Annotated in this window: 17 protein-coding genes and 1 CRISPR repeat array; of the genes, 16 read left to right on the forward strand and 1 reads right to left on the reverse strand. The window is 52.1% G+C overall.

Features of this window, described 5'->3' with window-relative positions:
- Positions 1 to 313 precede the first annotated feature (313 nt).
- From EKD05_RS22090 to EKD05_RS22110, 5 genes are all read left to right on the forward strand, one after another.
- The gene (locus EKD05_RS22090; protein ID WP_129677235.1) at positions 314 to 526 is read left to right on the forward strand and encodes a DUF2283 domain-containing protein; all 213 of its coding nucleotides are present in this window, start codon (positions 314 to 316) and stop codon (positions 524 to 526) included.
- Positions 527 to 913: 387 nt separating this feature from the next.
- Positions 914 to 1,087: direct repeats of the CRISPR family, unit length 23 nt; unit sequence GCGGGGCGCAGCGCCCGCAAGCA.
- A 443-nt stretch (positions 1,088 to 1,530) separates the two neighbouring features.
- The gene (locus EKD05_RS22095) at positions 1,531 to 1,758 is read left to right on the forward strand and encodes a hypothetical protein (protein ID WP_129677237.1); all 228 of its coding nucleotides are present in this window, start codon (positions 1,531 to 1,533) and stop codon (positions 1,756 to 1,758) included.
- A 313-nt stretch (positions 1,759 to 2,071) separates the two neighbouring features.
- A complete protein-coding gene (locus EKD05_RS22100) occupies positions 2,072 to 2,278 on the forward strand; it encodes a hypothetical protein (protein WP_129677239.1) in 207 nt (68 codons plus the stop codon).
- A 37-nt stretch (positions 2,279 to 2,315) separates the two neighbouring features.
- Entirely contained in the window at positions 2,316 to 2,798 is a 483-nt protein-coding gene (locus EKD05_RS22105; RefSeq protein WP_129677241.1) for a hypothetical protein, read from the forward strand.
- 836 nt (positions 2,799 to 3,634) lie between these two features.
- Positions 3,635 to 4,861 carry a transposase gene (locus tag EKD05_RS22110; protein WP_129677243.1) on the forward strand — a complete coding sequence of 409 codons (1,227 nt, stop codon included), beginning with the start codon at positions 3,635 to 3,637 and terminating at the stop codon, positions 4,859 to 4,861.
- A 340-nt stretch (positions 4,862 to 5,201) separates the two neighbouring features.
- Here EKD05_RS22110 and EKD05_RS22115 read toward each other — a convergent pair whose 3' ends face one another.
- Entirely contained in the window at positions 5,202 to 6,437 is a 1,236-nt protein-coding gene (locus EKD05_RS22115) for a transposase (RefSeq protein ID WP_129677245.1), read from the reverse strand.
- Positions 6,438 to 6,600: 163 nt separating this feature from the next.
- Between EKD05_RS22115 and EKD05_RS22120 the strand changes: the two genes are divergently transcribed.
- The 11 genes from EKD05_RS22120 (at position 6,601) to EKD05_RS22170 (ending at position 18,577) form a co-directional block, all read left to right on the forward strand.
- A complete protein-coding gene (locus EKD05_RS22120; RefSeq protein WP_129677247.1) occupies positions 6,601 to 7,842 on the forward strand; it encodes a polysaccharide pyruvyl transferase family protein in 1,242 nt (413 codons plus the stop codon).
- A 188-nt stretch (positions 7,843 to 8,030) separates the two neighbouring features.
- Positions 8,031 to 9,152, forward strand: coding sequence for a Coenzyme F420 hydrogenase/dehydrogenase, beta subunit C-terminal domain (locus EKD05_RS22125; RefSeq protein WP_165360891.1), 1,122 nt, complete (start codon positions 8,031 to 8,033; stop codon positions 9,150 to 9,152).
- Positions 9,153 to 9,214: 62 nt separating this feature from the next.
- Positions 9,215 to 10,552 (forward strand): flippase, encoded by a 1,338-nt coding sequence (locus tag EKD05_RS22130; RefSeq protein ID WP_129677251.1) that lies wholly within the window; start codon positions 9,215 to 9,217, stop codon positions 10,550 to 10,552.
- 90 nt (positions 10,553 to 10,642) lie between these two features.
- Complete coding sequence (locus tag EKD05_RS22135) at positions 10,643 to 12,010, forward strand: O-antigen ligase (RefSeq protein ID WP_129677254.1); 1,368 nt, start codon at positions 10,643 to 10,645, stop codon at positions 12,008 to 12,010.
- 2 nt (positions 12,011 to 12,012) lie between these two features.
- Positions 12,013 to 12,990 (forward strand): glycosyltransferase family 2 protein, encoded by a 978-nt coding sequence (locus EKD05_RS22140; protein ID WP_129677256.1) that lies wholly within the window; start codon positions 12,013 to 12,015, stop codon positions 12,988 to 12,990.
- 64 nt (positions 12,991 to 13,054) lie between these two features.
- Positions 13,055 to 13,330: a hypothetical protein gene (locus tag EKD05_RS22145; RefSeq protein ID WP_129677258.1), complete on the forward strand. Its 276-nt coding sequence runs from the start codon at positions 13,055 to 13,057 to the stop codon at positions 13,328 to 13,330.
- Positions 13,331 to 13,452: 122 nt separating this feature from the next.
- Positions 13,453 to 14,631, forward strand: a complete 1,179-nt coding sequence (locus EKD05_RS22150; protein ID WP_165360892.1) for a glycosyltransferase family 4 protein — start codon at positions 13,453 to 13,455, stop codon at positions 14,629 to 14,631.
- A gap of 15 nt (positions 14,632 to 14,646) precedes the next feature.
- The gene (locus EKD05_RS22155) at positions 14,647 to 15,681 is read left to right on the forward strand and encodes a GDP-mannose 4,6-dehydratase (protein ID WP_129677262.1); all 1,035 of its coding nucleotides are present in this window, start codon (positions 14,647 to 14,649) and stop codon (positions 15,679 to 15,681) included.
- A 70-nt stretch (positions 15,682 to 15,751) separates the two neighbouring features.
- Positions 15,752 to 16,216: a glycosyltransferase gene (locus EKD05_RS22160; protein WP_129677264.1), complete on the forward strand. Its 465-nt coding sequence runs from the start codon at positions 15,752 to 15,754 to the stop codon at positions 16,214 to 16,216.
- Positions 16,213 to 16,893: a methyltransferase domain-containing protein gene (locus EKD05_RS22165; protein ID WP_129677266.1), complete on the forward strand. Its 681-nt coding sequence runs from the start codon at positions 16,213 to 16,215 to the stop codon at positions 16,891 to 16,893. The genes EKD05_RS22160 and EKD05_RS22165 overlap by 4 nt, the downstream gene beginning before the upstream one ends.
- A 40-nt stretch (positions 16,894 to 16,933) precedes the next feature.
- The gene (locus EKD05_RS22170) at positions 16,934 to 18,577 is read left to right on the forward strand and encodes a transposase (RefSeq protein WP_129677268.1); all 1,644 of its coding nucleotides are present in this window, start codon (positions 16,934 to 16,936) and stop codon (positions 18,575 to 18,577) included.
- Positions 18,578 to 18,732: the final 155 nt, after the last annotated feature.

The following is an 18,732-nucleotide window of genomic DNA, read 5'->3' on the forward strand; positions in this document are numbered from 1 at the left end:
GGGTCAACCCTGCCAATACGGTGGGTTATTTGACGCAAAGGCGCAGAGGCGCAAAGGTTTGATGGTAGAGTATGCGCAGTTTTTCTGAGTGAAAGCTGAAACATGCCGCCCGCCATGGCTATCGCCACGAGGCATGCGTCACCACCTAAACAACCCAGCACCACGCCTAACTTGGGGTTTCGAAAGGGGCGAGGCCCCTTCGCGGGGGTCCAGGGGGCAGCGCCCCCTCGGGCGGGGTGCGGGGCGCAGCGCCCGCAAGCAGTCTGTTTGCAAGACCCCCTTTTACTATTGAGGTTAAAATGGAGAGCCGACAATGAAGATCAGCTATGATCCAGATGTGGACGCGCTGTATATCCGACTAGTTGAGGGCCAGATCGAGTGTCAGGTCATTCAACTGAACGATCGCATTGCCATCAACGTTGGTCCGGATGAACAGATTGTGGGCATTGAGGTACTCGACGCCAGCGACCTCTTACCGGCTGCGGGTGAACCCAGAGTGAAGCTTGAGAATCTGGTGGCGGCATAATGGATTGGCGTCGTTCATAACTATCGCCACGAGGCATGCGCCACCACCTAACCAACCTAGCACCGCGCCAACCTTGGGGTTTCGAAAGGGGCGAAGCCGGGGGGGAAGGCAAAAGGTAAAAGGCAAAACATGTCGCCCGCCATGGCTATCGCCACGAGGCATGCGCCACCACCTAAACAACCCAGCACCACGCCAACCTTGGGGTTTCGAAAGGGGCGAGGCCCGGGGAAAGCAGAAAGCTGAAAGCAGAAAGCTGAAACATACCGCCTGCCATGGCTATCGCCACGAGGCATGCGCTACCACCTAAAAACGCCAGCACCACGCCTACCTTGGGGTTTCGAAAGGGGCAGCGCCCCTTCGCGGGGGTCCAGGGGGCAGCGCCCCCTCGGGCGGGGTGCGGGGCGCAGCGCCCGCAAGCAGTCTGTTGATCGCAACAAACCCCTGTGGAGGAGCCCCCCCCTGGGCGGGGTGCGGGGCGCAGCGCCCGCAAGCAGCTTGTTGGCCTCGCCAAACCCCTGCGGAGCATCAAGGCGGGGCGCGGGGCGCAGCGCCCGCAAGCAAATCGCACGAACAGTGAGGCATCCAATGACCCAGCCCGAACACCGGCACGCGTGGATGCGTCAATGGCACCACGCCGCTGTCGCCCTCGCGGAAGTACGGCGACGAGAGCTCGCGCAGATGAACGATGCAGATGCCCTTGCTGCCGCTGAACGCATCCTAAATCTTTGGTCGATCGCCACGACACAACCGGCACGCGTATCTGGACTCGTCGAGCAACAGCGTCTCTTTCAGCGGATCCGCCAATGAACCCAATCTTTGCCGCCGCCCTTGATCTGCAAACATTGGAGTTATTGCCCGCCAGGGTGCAACGCTGAACCGTGCTCAGATTTGGGCAGAGCTGGAACCGCTGGTCGAACTGAAAGAGGAGCCAGCGATTCTTGATCGTCTGCGTGCACGTCTGTAGCTGACACCGATAGGCATGGGAGATGGGGAGCAGGGTTGGTATGAAGACTGAGGCCGAACTCCGCATGGCAGGCATGCAGGCACTAATCAATGCACTGGGCCTGGTGGAAGCGGAACGCTTTGTAATGGCTGTCTCGCGTGAGCCCTTTGATTACACTGTCTGGCGTCGTCATCATCTACCCCTGATCCCACTAGACGAATTGGCCCGGTTGGCGAATCTTGAGACTGAAAAACCCCATCATCTAACACAAGAGACAGACAGCGAATAGAAAGCTGAAAGCTGAAACATGCCGCTTGCCATGGCTATTGCCACGAGGCATGAGCTACTACCTAAAAACGCCAGCACCGCGCCTACCTTGGGGTTTCGAAAGGGGCAAGGCCCCTTCGCGGGGGTCCAGGGGGCAGCGCCCCCTCGGGCGGGGTACGGGGCGCAGCGCCCGCAAGCAGTCTGTTGTCCCCCACAAACCCCTGCGGAGCAGAACCCCCTGGGCGGGGCGCGGGGCGCAGCGCCCGCAAGCAGTCTGTTGCCCCCCAACAAAATTATGACCCCGGCGGAAGTCGTCAAGATCCTGGAGGCAACCCATGGAGATGATCAATAACAAGATTGATACACTAGCAATGAAACGGCAGATCCAGGAGCAGATCGCTGATGCAACGTGCGATATGACATCGGAAGCATTGCTGGCCTACTTCCACCAACGCATTGCCACAAGCCGCTTTGCCACATTTATAGAAACCACCCCAACGGTATCACTACCACTTCAGCGACCTGTCAGCCTATCGCGATGAGGAACTGAAGGCAACCGCATGGTTGGGAGCAGGGCTGTTGGCGCTCAAATACATCGCTCGGCCCGAACTCCGCGAACGGCTGCCGGAAGTGATCGCGTTGTGGTATAGTCTTGATGATGAGGCCTCTGGGCTGAGCCATGTAGAAACATTGCTGCGCTATCTGGTGGCCGCTGGGAAGCATGTGAAGCTGCAAGACGTTATCGATGCGGCGGTCGCGACAATCCCGTTGGGAGGTGCATTGATGAGTACCATTGCCGAAGAATTGATTGCACAAGGGGTGCAAAAAGGCCTCCAGCAGGGTGAGCAACGAGGTGAGCAACGAGGTGAGCTGAAAGGCTTACATGCGGGCATCCGTCTTGCCCTGAAGGTTAAATTTGGCGCGGCGAGTGCCCCCCTGCTGACCGCGATTGCCCCCATTGAGAATGTGGTGCTGCTACAATTGCTTGCCGACGTGATCGAGCATGCTGAAAGCCCCGAGGAGTTGCAGGCGTGGCTGGCCGGTGAAGCGGGAAAGCGGTAAAGCGGGAAAGCGCAAAACGCTAAAATCTAAAACTGCCATAGCTCTCGCCACGAAGCATGCGCCACCACCTACACAACCTAGTAGTCTGTCAGAACCGGTTTCTGGGGTTGTTGGCCGACCACGAAAGGGGGCCACGAAGAAACGAAGAGCGCAGTGCAACGGGCATCTTCGTGGTCGGCAAGGGCGGTCAGAACAGTCACGTGACACACTACTTCTGGGGTTGTTGGCCGACCACGAAAGGGGGCCACGAAGAAACGAAGAGTGCAGTGCAACGGGCATCTTCGTGGTCGGCAAGGGCGGTCAGAACAGTCACGTGATACACTACTAGCACCGCGCCAACCTTGGGGTTTCGAAAGGGGCGAGGCCCGGGGAAAGCTGAAAGCTGAAACATACCGCCTGCCATAGCTCTCGCCACGAGGCATGGGCCACCACCTAAACAACCTAGCACCACGCCAACCTTGGGGTTTCGAAAGGGGCAAGGCCCGGGGAAAGCAGAAAGCAGAAAGCTGAAAGCTGAAACATACCGCCTGCCATGGCTATCGCCACGAGGCATGCGCCACCACCTAAACAACCCAGCACCACGCCAACCTTGGGGTTTCGAAAGGGGCGAGGCCCCTTCGCGGGGGTCCAGGGGGCAGCGCCCCCAGGGCGGGGTGCGGGGCGCAGCGCCCGCAAGCCGTCTGTTTGCAAGACCCCCTGCGGAGCAGACCCCCCCAGGGCGGGTTGAAAGGGGGGGGATTTTTGAGCAATGTGTCAAGCCTTTTCTGTGGGAACTGTGACGAGGATGCGTACGTCCTATGATCAAGAACCCCTGGAATGCAACCAAGGAGGGTGTGATGAGCCGCACGCATACGGAACAACTCCTGCGGACGCTGATCCAGACCCATTTCCCGAGCTTGCCGCCTCGTCAGCAGCATGCCCTGGCCCGCTGGGTGCTCGGAGCCATGCTCGCGGGTGATGCCAATGGCCCGTCGATCGTGGACGCCCTGGGTACCGCCGGGATCGCGGGCACGGCCACGCTCACCGAGGCATGGGAACGCTGGCTGGCCGCACCAGCCTTGCAAACCACCGAACCACCCGCTGCGGGTGACCCTCCGGTGGTGAGTCCGCTCGCTGGCGGGGCCGACTTGTTGCGCTGGATTGGTACACTCTGGTCCGGTGGCCCGTTCGTCCTGGGCATGGACGCCTCGTTGCGGCGCGACGAGGTGGTGCTGCTGCGCACCAGTGTGCTCTATCGCGGCACCGCAATCCCGGTGGCATGGGTGATCGTCCCGGCCAATGCGCCCGGTGCCTGGGAACCGCACTGGGAACGCATGCTGCGCTGGGTCGCCAGCGCGCTGCCCCCGACCGCGACCGTGCTGGTGCTCGCTGATCAGGGATTGTGGAGTCCGCGGCTCTGGGACGCCATCCGCAGCCATGGCTTTGCACCGGTCATGCGGGTGCATGCGACCGCCACCTTCGCCCCAACCGGGCAGCCGCGCCAGCCCATTATGAATCTGGTGCCCACACCAGGTACGGGGTGGATCGGAGCGGGGATCGCCTTCAAACATGGCGTGAAACGCGTGCCGGGCACCCTGGCTGCCATGTGGGTCGAGGGCTATGACGAGCCCTGGGCGCTGCTGACCGATGTCCCCGCCGACCAGATGGATTCCGCCTGGTATGCGTTGCGCATGTGGGACGAGGCGGGGTTCCGCCAAAGCAAGTCGATGGGCTGGGATTGGCAGCGGGGCCAATTGCAGAAGCCGGATGCGGTGGCCTGGCAGTATCTGGTGGTGGCCGTGGCGACCCTCTGGGCGCTGGCGGTCGGCACCCGGATTGAAGATGCAGAGCAACTGGGCGTGCCAGCCAGCCAATTGCGGCACGCGCCACCCACGCTCGGGCCACCCCAGCCGCACCGCTGGAGTGGCACGGCCAAGCGGGTCGTGTGCCTGCTGCAGCGTGGCTGTCAGAAGGTGCGCTGGTTGTTGGCGCAAGGTCGCCAGTGGGTGCGCTTGTGGTTGCGCGCCGAACCGTTGCCGGTCATGCGTTACAGAGTATTGACGCATATCCATTGCCCATCCTAGTGCCGAAAAACGCCGCTCATCCCCCCCCTTTTAACCCAGGGCGGGGTGCGGGGCGCAGCGCCCGCAAGCAGTCTGTTGATCACAAGACCCCCTGCGGAGCGGAGCATTAGGCGGGGAGCGGGGCGCAGCACCCGCAAGCCGTCTGGTTTGCAAGACCCCCTGCGGAGCAGACCCCCCCTGGGCGGGGCGCGGGGCGCAGTGCCCGCAAGCCGCCTGTTCGCAAGACCCCCTGCGGAGCATCGTCCCCCTGGGTTGGGTGCGGGCCACAGCGCCCGTAAGCCGTCTGTTGGCCTCACCAAACCCCTGCGGAGCATCAACCCCCTTACAAGGGTATGTACGCTCAAGGCACAGTACCCGGTTCCGGATGGAGATTGGTATGATGACCCGGTTTCGGCGTGCGATGCACGGTCATTTTGATATGTGGATACGGTGCGGGCAAGGAGCCAGGACGCAACCACAGGCGTTGCCAGAGGCGCCCGCGCCCCAATTGGCGACGTGCGGCGCTGCTGCCACGCGCAAAGAGACTCACCTCGTTCGGCCCGGTCGGCGCTTCCAGATCCGGCGGTACGCGCAGGCGATCCGGCGTGGTGTGCAGGCGCTCCGCATCCTCTTCGTGCGTCCCGCAGCCCAACACCCACACCGTCGCGACAGCCAATACCAGCCAGTGGCGTGCGACCCGGTTGGGGGCGGTGCGGCGGGTTTTCTGCCACTGCCAGCCCATGCTTTTCAGCGCCCGGAAGCCCAATTCAATCCACATCCGCATCCCATACCAGCTGTGTTGCACCTGCCGTGGGGCCAGATCGGTCAGCAGCACCCAGCGGGCCTTGTGCCCGACGCCCCAGATCACGATCAGGGTCGCCGTTTGGCGTGCGTCTTCCCCAAATACCTCGGCTTCCCCGACCCAGCCGTGCCCGGGTTTGGCCACCAGGCGAGCCGGCGTGACCGTCCGTTTGCGGCCCAGCGGGCGAACGGCGACGCCATCAGCAATGCGTACCAGCGGGTGCAACCGATGCTTCCGCACGTGCTCCCACAGCCGCGGACTCCACAAGCCCCGATCCGCCAGCACCAGGGTGCACCAGCCTTCCGGAATGGCGGGCACGAGGTGATCGATGAGGGTCAGGATATGCGGCATCCACGCCCCACGCTCTTGGGCGGGCACGATGTGCCACGCCACCGGGATCGCACAACCGCGATAGAGCACACTGATCACCAGGGCGACCACCCGATCCTGGTGCGACACGGCGTCAATCGCCAGCGGCAACGTGGTGCTGCCCTGCCACCATCCCACCACCCAGCGCAGCAAGGCTGGAAAGCACGGGGTAATCTCCACGTGAGCGTCACATGGACGCGCTTTCTGACGGCCATCTTTCAACCACTCCCGCACGCGTTGGCGTGCCGTGTTGCGGGGCAAAAACGACACCACCTCAATCAGGATCGCGGTCAGGCAGGCACTTTTGGCCAGCACTGTGCCGTACACCCAGAGCGCCAAGCCCAGCGCGTGCGCTGGGCGCAGGTCGGTCAAATGCTGCGTTATGTGGGCCTCGATTTGATACAATTCTCGTGGAAAGCGCATCATAACACCTCGGCTGATAGGTTTTGTATACCCATATCATGCCATTGTGATGCGCTTTCTGCCAAACTCACGCTGCGTTACATACCCTTGTAAGGTTGGGCGGGGTGTCGTTCAGGTCTTCTTACTTAGGTTGTACTAAAAATAGAACAATGTAGGGGTTTTGCACATGAAGCGAGTTCTTTTATTGGGAGCAGATCTGCGTTCAGTTAACAATGGTATCAATGCTCTCACCTTAGGTACGTTGACCGCTCTAGCTTGCCGATACTCTGATGGTTTTCATGTTGACATTCTAAACTTGGGGGGCAGTGCGGAGTATGAGGATAAGTTGGTAGTTCAGGGTGTACCTGTAACTGTTAAAAAACATAAACCTTACGGCAAATCTCTCCTTCAAGCTGTTTTTTTGGGCAGCTTAATTAGATATATGCCGAATAAGAAGGCTAAAGTTAACTTCAAAAAGAACAATAGATTAGTGTCAATTGTCAGTTCTGCGGATTTCGCTATTGATTTAAGTGAGGGTGATAGTTTTAGTGATATATATGGAAACAAGCGATTCTTTATTCACTTTCTATATAAGATGCTTCCTGGTATTAGTGGTATACCGCTCTTTATGTTTCCTCAGACCATTGGTCCTTTTAGTAATAAGTCTACTCGTTTTCTTGCAAAACGAGCTTTGGATCAAGCAAAGATTGTTTTTACTAGAGAACCTTTAAGTACTCAAATTGCTAAACATCTAATGAGTGACAGAAATCGTCTGATCGAGGCGTCAGACATGGCGTTTTTAATGGAGCCTATGCCAATAAAAACATTACCCGAAGAGGTTGTTAGTGAGGGTTACGTAGGAGTTAATATAAGTGGTTTGCTTTTTTATAGAGATAAGTCTGAACAACTGCGATGGACACCCTCTCTTTACCAGAACTTCATGAGAGAAGTTATAAAAGGATTTATTCTAAAGTATAAACGTCAAGTTGTAATTGTTCCGCATGTTTTTACGCAAGGTTCAATCAAACATGAAGATGATCAGCAAGCTAGTCATGATCTTTTTCAGCAATTCGATCAAGACTTGCGTGACAAAATTTATATTCTAGATCAAAAAATGGATGCGCAAAAGTTGAAATATATTATTAGCCAATCAGATTTTTTTGTAGGTGCCAGGATGCATGCGTGTATTGCTGCAATATCAAGCCTTGTTCCAACTGTTCCTGTATCTTACAGCCATAAATTTGAAGGGGTCTTACAACAACTTGGACTAGAAAACACGATTTGCAGTCCAAAACGTCAGAGTGGCACTGGTGAAATGTTGAAACATGTTTGGTCTCAATATGAGAATCGTGAATTGCTTCATAATCAACTTGTTCGTGCAGTACCTGATGCTAAATCACGAGCGCTGAGTTCCGTTTCATTCTTGTAGGAGAAACTCATGAATCTAACCTGTCCTGAAGTCTGTATTCGGTTACTAAGCTTTTCCAGAAGAATATTTTAACAATAATGAATTCCAAAAAAAGCACCTATCCAATTCACATTGAAGATATAGTCAGTAATGACTTGTGCGCAGGTTGCGGGCTGTGTGCATCTGTTGTGCCCGAAGAAATCGTCTCTATGGAACTCAATTCAGAAGGTTTTTATCGCCCCAAAGTAAAGGGGACAGTTCCGCACGAAGCTTGGGCCGTGATTAAGGATGTTTGTCCAGGAGTTATAGTTGAGCAGGAATCGAGTTCACACAATTCTCATTTAAACCATGTATGGGGTCCTATCATAGATATAGCCAAAGGCTTTGCAAATAATGAAGCGGTTCGTTGGCAAGCATCGTCTGGTGGCGTATTAAGTGCATTGCTAATATTTTTGCTAGAATCAAAACAAGTAGATTTTGTCGTCCATGTAGGTGTTCGTGGCGTCGACCCCTTTTCTTTAACTGCAGGCATTAGTTGGAATCGCGATGATATTTTACGACATGCAGGTTCGCGGTATGCTCCAACTGCTCCCTTAGAAAACTTGTTATCAATAATGGCACATACAGATGGCAAGTGTGCCTTTGTTGGAAAGCCATGTGATATTGCGGCTTTACGACGTTATATGAAGCATGATCCGGAAATTGCAAACAGAGTAGTTGTGCTTATCTCCTTTTTTTGTGCTGGCATACCAAGTCAAAACGCAACATGGGATTTGCTGCACCGTCTCAAAGTTGAAAAATCAACCGTAAAAACATTTCGTTATCGAGGTTATGGATGGCCAGGCCAGGCAACAGCTGTTTGCCATGATGGAAGCCAGTCCTCAATGGATTATAACTCTTCATGGGGGCAAGTCTTGAATCAGAAGTTGCAATTTCGATGTAAGATATGCCCTGATGGGATTGGTGAAATGGCAGATCTGGTATGTGCTGATGCTTGGGATACGCCTGGAGGTTATCCTGATTTTGCCGAACGTCCCGGAATTAGCATGGTAATTGCCCGAACGAAACTTGGTAGCAGCATACTTCGGGCGGCTATTAATGGCAAATATGTGACAACTGAACCTACTAGCATAGAATCCTTGAATAAAATACAACCCTACCAGTTAGCAAGAAAACGAGCAATTCTTGCGCGATTAATGGCAATGCGTGTATCCAGAAGGCCTACACCTGTCTTTCGAGGCCTTTATCTTTTGGAGAACGCTTTGAAGGGAGGAATAATATTCTTTCTTCGCCAATTTTTAGGAATGTATCGTCGGATTAATCGAAATTAACGTATTCTCTCCATTCCATTACTTAGCTGAGCGAACCCTCCATTCAAAGGACATGGCTTGCTGTGAATAAATCATTGTCTCGTAATACTTTGTTCACAGCATCTACTAGTGGTATTACTCTTGTATTTGGTGTTCTCCAGTTTTCCATACTATCTCGCCAACTGACGTTAGAAGAATTCGGTAGCGTTGGACTGGCGTTAACGGTTAGTGCTTTGTTAGGATTGCTACCAAACTATGGTCTTGAGATGTTTGTCATCAAGCAACTAGTTCAGGGAAAAGATATTCTTCGTAAAGCTTATGCTAGTATTCTCTGTATCAAGGTAATATTTAGTATTATATCATTGCTTGCAATGTATTGGTATGTGCATCAAAGTTCACTTGATCTTGATGTGTTTTCGTTCATGTTATTTGCCTGTGCAGCTACGTGCTTGTCATTCGTGACATTTTTTAATTCTGTTAATAAAGCCTCACAGGATTTTCATGTCGAAACATACGTGACGTTTATCCAGAATTTTATACAACTAGCAGGGCTTTTTGCTCTTTCATTGATACTCAATCTTGGTGTGAGAGATGTTGCTTGGATTTGGTTAATAAGTCGGCTAGCTGGTCTTGGCCTCTCGGTCTTTGCTTTTCAACGGTCTCCTTACGGCTTTTCTGTTAGTGATCCCTTTTTCCAAAGCCTGAGTTTTGAACAAGTAAAAGATGTTTTGCGTAGCGCATTCCCGTTCGCTGTGGCTGCAATTTTTGGTGCGTTGTATTTTTCAGTCGATACGTTGATCGTCGCTGCCCTATCCTCAATTGCCGAAGTTGGACTATATCAGGCTAGTATTCGCCTCATTACACCCCTTATGGTAATACCTACACTCTTCATGACAGCGTTTTTCCCGAGAATAGTCGCTGAAGCTAGCAGTGAGCCGGCTTTCTTGCCTGGCAAAACTACAGGTACAAGCAATCTACTTGTGCATATTTTGCTTTTTGTTGGTGTAGCTATGATGTTAATACTTATTGTTACTTCTCCATTTATTATTGATCTTATATATGGAAAACAAATGGCTGCAACAGTAGCTGTGTTTGCGGTTTTATGCCTTATGCTGCCAATTAGGTATTTAGCATCAGGTTACGGACTGATTCTTGTGTCAAATGACTATCAAAAGATTCAAACCCTAGGTGCTATACTTGCTCTGGTAGTAAATGTTGTCCTCAGCTTTCTCTTGATACCTAAGTTGGGGGTGATCGGTGCGGCCATCGCGAATGTAGCAACTAATATCGCAATTCTCACACTCTACCTGGTAGTTGTGCGCGTTAAACTTGGTACGACCTTTTTGAGTGGTTTAGGCTCTTCCTATATGACGCTCATGGCAACTACGAGGCGTATTCTGAAGACAAGGTTTGGTAATTAACCAATCGATTTCCTGTAAGTAATCAGGCTTCCTAAGCGAGAAAAGCTAAGTTTGCAGCAGAAGTATGATATTAATAAGGAGACTACAATAGTGACTTATAGTGCTTCTAAAATAAAACCTAAACAGCAGCCGTTAGTTGTGCGTAGGTTTAGTGTAAACATTGAACAAAATTTATACAAAATAGAGCGTTTCTTGTTGATTTTACTCATCTATTTTGCTCCAATGCATAAAGTGGCACTTGACATAGGTGTTCGGCTTCGTCCAACCCAATTTATTACAGTCCTTCTTATTGGAGTACTGGTAGTTCGAATTCTTTTCACAAAGACTTTGTATATCCCAAGTAAAACCTTGATGTTACTTGTTTTCGCTATATTCTTGTCCTCTGTTGCTTCTGGTATGTTTATTATTTCTTTGGATTTATATGCTAAGGGGATGATTACTCTGGTTTTGAATTTGAGTGTTTTGCTGTTCTTTTCTTTGCATGTTCGTAACTTGGATGATGTTAAAGATATGTGGAAACATTGGCTTGTTATTAGTATAATAATGAGCGTCTATGGTGTTTTACAATACGCTTTGTGGCGATATGATCGTACTGATATTGACGATTTACTGCTAGGTTGGCTTAATTTGCGAAAATCTGGACTCTCTTTTTATGCAGCACAAGCGCAACGAATTACCAGCCTAGCATTAGATCCTAATAACTTAAGCATTTATTATACTACGGTTGTTCCTCTTTGGACATACATGTTGGTGAAGCAAAAACTTGGATTAAAGTGGCTCGGAATATTTGTAGCCTGGGCTCTTGTTAATCTTGTAAACATCCTTACATTGTCTCGTAGTGGTCTAGGTGGTTTAATTATTGGTACTGTTTTAACCTTTCCTTTTCTGTTGATAATGCTTGGTAAGCATAAAATTCTTCTATTGCGTATCATGTTAGTTTTAATTGCAGTGTTTGCCTTTTTTGTGATGATCTTGTATTACTATTCTATAGAATACTGGGTTAATATCTTGACTTTAAGACTGTCAATGTCGGCGGGAACACAACGCCATTTAGATCTTACCTGGGAGAGTCTTGAAATTTTTATGTTGAGTCCAATTGTCGGAATAGGTGTTACTCAGTTCGCAGCCTGGTATCAGAGACTCTTTCTTCCTGGTGAGTCTGCTGACTGGAATACTCATAATGGTTTTCTGACTATTTTGACCGAAACAGGTATTATCGGGATGATAATTTACGGGATATTCTTTTTGTATATTTTTATGCAATTAGTAAAAGTTTTTTCTTATTCTCGCCAATGGCGTCTTATGTCAGTATTTTTGATTTGGGCATTTATATCTTATTTAGTTGGAAATATGGGCTACAATTCCTTTACTTTTTTGAACTTTTGGATTTTTGTTGCACTTGTGCTCGCCAGTTCACGTATATGGCTTCGAGATAGAAAAGCTTTAACAATCTCTTAAACATGTTTCCAGTTATTAAACCAATGCGAGCCTCTCCTGTAAAGAATCTCAGCCTGGTTGACATTATTATTGTTAACTACAATACGCTTGATTTGCTCAGAACTTGTCTATCTAACTTGTTAGATATAGGCTTCGATTCGGCGAACATAACAGTTGTTGATAATAATTCAATAGATGGTAGTCGTGAGTGGTTGATGTCTGATCAAAGCCCACCAGTACGAGTATTGCTTTCTGCTGAAAATCTTGGCTTTGCAGGCGGTAATAATCTTGGCATAAGCGCTACTTCATCCAGAGATTATGTGCTCCTGTTGAATACTGATGCATTTCCAGTGCCTGGGAGCATTGAGCATCTTCTAACAGTGTTAATAAAGAAACCACGAACGGCAGTTGTAGGCCCACAATTACTCTACCCAAATGGAAAATGGCAGCGAAGTACAGGCAATATTCCATCACCTTCGTCTGCTATGCTAGATGCTATTGGCATAACAACCCTTCAACGCCTGATTTCACAACTACTCTGGCCAATGAGACGCTACTTCTCGTTTTCTTCTTCCGTTGAATATGTTGATGGCGCTTGCATGTTGATTCGTCGTAGCGTCTTAGAGCAGATAGGCTATCTTGATGAAAGCCTGTTTTTCTTTGTTGAAGATGCAGAATTTTGTGCTCGGGTACAAGATAATGGCTACAAGGTGCGTTATGTTCCTAACAGCGTAGTCTTTCATCTACGTGGGGGTAGCTCTTCTCAAAAAAATAGACGAAAATCTCTTGAGATGAAGCGGGATTCTTTGAGGAAATTTATAAATCTACGTTATGGATTCGATGGGTGGGTTAATTTTTGCAATTGGACATATGCAAATTATCAGGTTCGTTATTTTATGTGTCGTATATTTATGCTGCTTGGTTTTCGTTTTAATCAACGATGTGACGAATATCTGGAAGCTATGAATGTTTTTCGTAAAGAAGTAGTATCCTCTCCATAATCGCTGGGGCACGCAGTGACAGCTCCGGCAACGTCTGGTAGACTACGCCATATGCAAATCCCCGATGTCAACCTGGAGGCGATTGCCGACCTCGCCACCGCGGGCAGTCGTGCAGCAGTTGCTTGCTGAAATAGACTTTATCGTCTTTCCGCTGGAGTCTGCGACAGAGTATGCCTATCGCGCAAGTTCGCTACTAGCAGACGCGATCACGTTTCTGAAGCCGATTATTGCACCTCGATCTGGGATCTTCGAGTATATGCACACCGAGTCACATGGCTCGATCGGCTGGCTCTATTCGGGCTATGATGAATTGTCGCAATTCTTTGAGCGCATCCCCTAGTTGACGGCTCAAGACTATCAGGTGTTTCGTGATAGCCTGGCTTTTGTCCGGTCGCAATTGTCGATCCAGCATACCCGTTCGTTGCTATGGCAGATCATCGGGTTGGAGTGAATATGCTTTCGGTGCATCTGATCGATCCGAGTAACTTCACACCGCATTACTGTATTGGTCTCGGTAACGGCTTACGTGGTCTGGGACTCGATGTGCATCTCTGGGCCAGTGATTGGCCCTACGACGCGCTGGGGATGTACCCTCAGCAGTTTGTGCGCCATGATAGCTTCTTCAAGCTTTCAACGGCGCTGAATCTGAAGCAGGTACGGGTTAAACGCATTGTAAAAGGGTTGGAGTATGCCTCCGGCTTTATTCCTTTGTTGCGGCAGACTGCCAGAAATCGTCGTCGCACCATTGTCCATTCGCAGTGGGTCGTGGTTCCTGCCGTAGATCGGTGGATCTGGCGTCGGCTTCAGAAACAGGGTACCCCGATCTTCTATACTGCACATAATGTCCTCCCGCATGATCACAAACCAGCCGATGTACAAACGTATCGCTGGTTCTATGCCCATGCCGATCAGGTGATCGTTCACGCACCATCGAATAAAGCCGAGTTTGCTGAACTCTACCCCGATTTGCAGCAGAAGGTTCAGGTCGTGCGATTCGGTGAGTTTGGTTCATTCCTGGATGTGTTTCCTGATGTCGGCAGGCTTGAAGCACGGAACCATTTCGGTTTTGCAGAGGATGATCAGGTGGCGCTGTTCTTTGGTAATATTGCGCCGTACAAGGGATTAGATCTGTTGATTGAGGCGGTTGGTCGGGTTGCAGAACGTATGCCGAAACTCAAGCTGCTGATTGCTGGTAACTGTAGCGATCAAACAGAGATCCAGTACCAGAACCTAATCCGCCAGCATGGCCTGGAGCAACGGGTTGTGTTCCATAGACGACATATCGCAACTGAACTCAATAAGCGCTATTTCGCCAGTTCCGATGTGTGCGTCCTGCCCTACCGTAGTGCGTCACAGAGTATGGCCCTGTTTATGGCGATGGCAAATAAACAGGCAGTGCTCGTCACGCGTACAGGTGGGCTTGCGGATACTGTGGATGATGGACAGGATGGCTTGGTGGTGGAGCCTGGCTCGGTTGATGCCCTTGTTCAGGGACTCCAGTCCTTCTTTGCAATGGATGTCGCCAGGCAGGCAGCGATGGGTGCCAGGGGCTTTCGTAAAATGCAAGAGGAACATTCCTGGCCCGTCATTGCCGGCCTGACCAGGGATCTGTACGAGACGCATCTGGGTCATCAATCATAATGCGGGGTATTTCCGATGAAACGAGTCCTGATCACTGGTGGTGCCGGGTTCATTGGCTCTAATCTTGCTGCACGCCTGATAGAGCAAGGCAATCGAGTTACTGTTTTTGATAATTTGTCGCGGGCAAGTAGTCCGAAGAATGTCGAATGGCTGAAGACCGTTAAAGGCGCTGATGCTTTTGAATTGATTGTTGCGGATATCCGTGATGTTGAGCAGATCCAGCGTGCTGCGGTCAACCAGGAGGTGATCTATCACCTGGCGGCACAGGTTGCCGTTACGACCTCGGTTGCTGACCCGCGCCACGATTTTGAGGTAAATGCATTGGGAACCTTCAATGTCCTCGAAGCCGCTCGCCTTTCGGGCAAGAATCCGATCGTGATCTATGCCTCTACCAATAAAGTGTATGGAGGCATGGAAGATCTAGCTGCAGTTGAGGAAGAGACGCGCTATCGCTTTGCTGATGAGGGGTATCGGCACGGTGTCCCCGAGTCCCGCGAGTTAGATTTTCATTCGCCATACGGGTGCTCGAAAGGGGCTGGCGATCAGTATTGTCGCGATTACTTCCGGATTTATGGCCTGCCGACAGTTGTGTTTCGTCAGAGCTGTATCTATGGGCCGCGCCAGTTTGGGGTTGAAGACCAAGGCTGGCTGGCGTGGTTTGTTATCGCTGCGTTGACCCAACGACCAATTACGATCTTTGGTGATGGAAAGCAAGTCCGCGATCTGCTGCATATCTCCGACCTCCTCGATGCGTATGAACTGGCCGTCGAGAAGATTGATGTTGCTCAGGGGCAAATCTACAACATTGGCGGCGGCCCTGAGCAGACACTCAGCATCTGGAGTGAGCTGGCCCCGATGCTCAGGCAACACTTCCCCGATCTCCAGGCTCGTTTCGGAGAATGGCGCCCCGGTGACCAGCGCGTCTTCATCTCCAGCATCCAGAAACTCGAACGCGAGTTGGCATGGCGCCCCCGGATCGATGTTGCAGCAGGAATTGAGGATCTGATCATGTGGCTACAGGATGCGATCAGTAAAGCAGAACTGGTCTAAATCATATGAGTGTTGGTTTGCGACGGCATAGCCGCCGCAAACCAACACAACCAGGGAGTAAGCCGATGCAGTGGCAGAAAAAAGCTGCCATCATGCGTGTCGCCAGCAGGCTCAGAACGAGTTTTATCAATTCCCTGCATTGCGCTTTACGGGCAAGGTTGATGACATGCGTCCGTTCTTCAACACAAGCGATGTTTTTATTTCTCCCTTTGAAGAGCCCCATGGTTCCAAACTGAAGATTGCAGAGGCAATGGCAATGGCAATGCCAATTGTCTCAACGCCGCAGGGCATTCGTGGTTTTGATTTGACTCACGCTCAATCAGTTATGCTTGCCCGCAACAGCCAGGAATTTGCTGCTTATTGCATTGAGTTATTGAACTCTTCTGATCAAAGAGAGCGGTTAGGCCAGGCCGCCCGGCAAAAAGCGCTTGAAACTATTGATTGGCAGGTTCTAGGCAAAAAGCTTAGGCAGATCGTCGAAGATACGTTTGCTACCTTAGCAACTTCCCAAAATGCTACGAGGAATTTCAAGTGAACTGGCAATCAAAAGCTGCAATTATGCGTTTTGCATCTCAGACTCCTCTTGGTGATCGTTGGTACCATTGGGTACAGAAAAAGTTTGGCCGTTTAAAAGCGCAGCCGATGGCTCGTTTGCCAATCCAGACAGAGATGTTGAAGTGGCTGTGTGAGTGCGGGTTTTCGATAGAAGGTAAAACCTTATTTGAGGTGGGCACAGGTCATATGCCGATTGTGCCCATTGGCTTTTTCTTGGCTGGTGCGGGTGAAATTATTACCGTAGATTTGAACCGGCGGATTGATTGGACCTTGACGCGTGATAGCCTCCGTTGGATGGTTGAGCATCGTCACGAGTTAGATGCTCTTTATCAGGACGTAGTTCCGTCCCATATCTTTGAAGAACGCTTTGCTATGCTACAAAGGTGGCAAGCAGACCCAAAAGGTTTCTTTGATAAAGCAAATATTCATTATCGCGCACCCTATGATGCTGCGCAAACTGATCTGCCTGAACGAAGCATAGATCTTCATTTTTCGGTCACCACATTAGAACATATCCCGTACAACATCCTTACGGATATCTTTACTGAAGCAAAGCGAATTTTGAGGCTAGACGGGCTCGCAATTCATTTTATTGATCCTAGTGATCATTTTCAGCATCAAGATAAAACTAGTATCCTCCGCAAAACCGCTGGCTAGAGGGTGACAGCGGAGCCAACGTCTGGTACACTCCCTGCATATGCAGATTCCTGACATCAACCCCGACACCATTCCCGATGTGGCCATGCGCCAGATCGTGATCCAGTTGCTGAACGTCATTGAGACGCTCGCGGCTGAGAACGCGGCCCTGCGGGTTGAAAATCAGCAGCTGCGTGATGACGTGGCACGGCTGACCGGACGCTCGGCGAAGCCGGACATCAAACCACCCACGCCACCAAGCCCTCCCCCTGCGGATCATTCCTCGGAGGCCGAGCGCCGCACGCGCACGCCCCGCGGCAAACCCAAGAAAAACGCCACCTTGATCGTCACCCACGAGGAACGCTGCGTGGTTGATCCGGCGACCCTGCCCCCCGATGCGGTGCGGCACGGCACGACGGAGGTCATCGTGCAACGGCTGCACATGGCGGTGGAGGTCGTCCGTTTCACCCGCGACGTGTGGTACGTGCCCAGCACGAACACGACCATCACGGCCCCGTTGCCACCCGGCTACCGGGGCGGGTTCTGCCCCACCATTCATGCGCTGGTGCCGGCCCTCGGGCATGGCGCGAACGTGAGTCAACCCGCCCTGCTGACCTTCCTGCGGGATGTGGGCCTGACGATTGGCACCGGCACGGTGGCGCGGATGCTGCTGGATCCGGATGGCTTCTGGGCCGACGAAGCGGCGGCTATCCATCAGACGGGCCTTGCCACGGGCTCGTGGGTCGCCACCGATCAGACCTCCACCCGCGTGGATGGGCAGAACGAGGTCTGCCACGTCGTGGGCAATGCGCTGTTCACGAGCTATCACACCCGTCCCGGCGGCACGCGGCAGGATGTGTTGGCGGTGCTCTGGGGCCAGGAACTCCGCTATCGTCTGAATGATGAGGCGTTGGCATGGCTCCAGGCGAGCAGTCTGCCCCGCACCCTGTTCCGGCGGCTCCGGGAGGCGCTGCCCCATGCGACGGATATGACGGCAGCGGAGCTCCAGCAGCACCTGCTGACGGCGGGGATCACGCTGAACCCGCAGCAGCAGCAGCAGGTGGGGGATGCCCTCGCGGTCGCGGCCTATCACGCCCAAACGCAGGTACCCGTGCTCGGCTGGTTGCTCAGTGATGATGCCCCGGTGTATGACCACCTCACCGACACGCACGCACTGTGTTGGGTGCATGATTGGCGTCATTATGCCAAACTCGCCCCGCGGGTGCCGCAGCATCAGGCGGAACTGAAGGCGTTCGGCGATCGCTATTGGACGTTCTATCGCGACCTGCTGGCCTACCAACAGGCTCCCTCGGCGACGGAACGAGCCCGGTTGGAGGATGCCTTCGACGCGTTGGTCGAGGATGTGACCGGGTATGCGGCCTTGGATGACCGCATCAGCAAAACCGCCGATAAACGCGCCCAGTTGTTGGCAGTGCTGAAACATCCCGATCTTCCCCTTCACAATAATGCTATGGAACTCGCGGCACGACGCCGGGTGCGCAAACGGGATGTGAGCTTCGGCCCCCAATCGCGCACCGGTGCGCGGGCCTGGGACACCTTCCAAACCCTGGCGGCCACGGCGGCCAAACTTGGCGTGGGCTTCTTTCACTATCTCCGCGACCGGATCGTCACGCCTGCAACCACGCCGACCTTAGCCGAGCGACTGGCCCAGCGGGCGGGTATCGCGGCGCAACCAGCGGCCTGATCCAGCGCTTTTGGAGAGGATACTAAAACTATATCTTCGATTAACTTTTTGCAGTATTCGGATGTTGATTGGAATCGTATTGCTGGTAATGAATATGCGTATTGCAATCGGATGAGAAGCAGTGATTATAAAAGGTTATTTGCAGATGTGTCATT

This window comes from Candidatus Chloroploca sp. Khr17, assembly GCF_004138165.1.
Classification (GTDB): domain Bacteria; phylum Chloroflexota; class Chloroflexia; order Chloroflexales; family Chloroflexaceae; genus Chloroploca.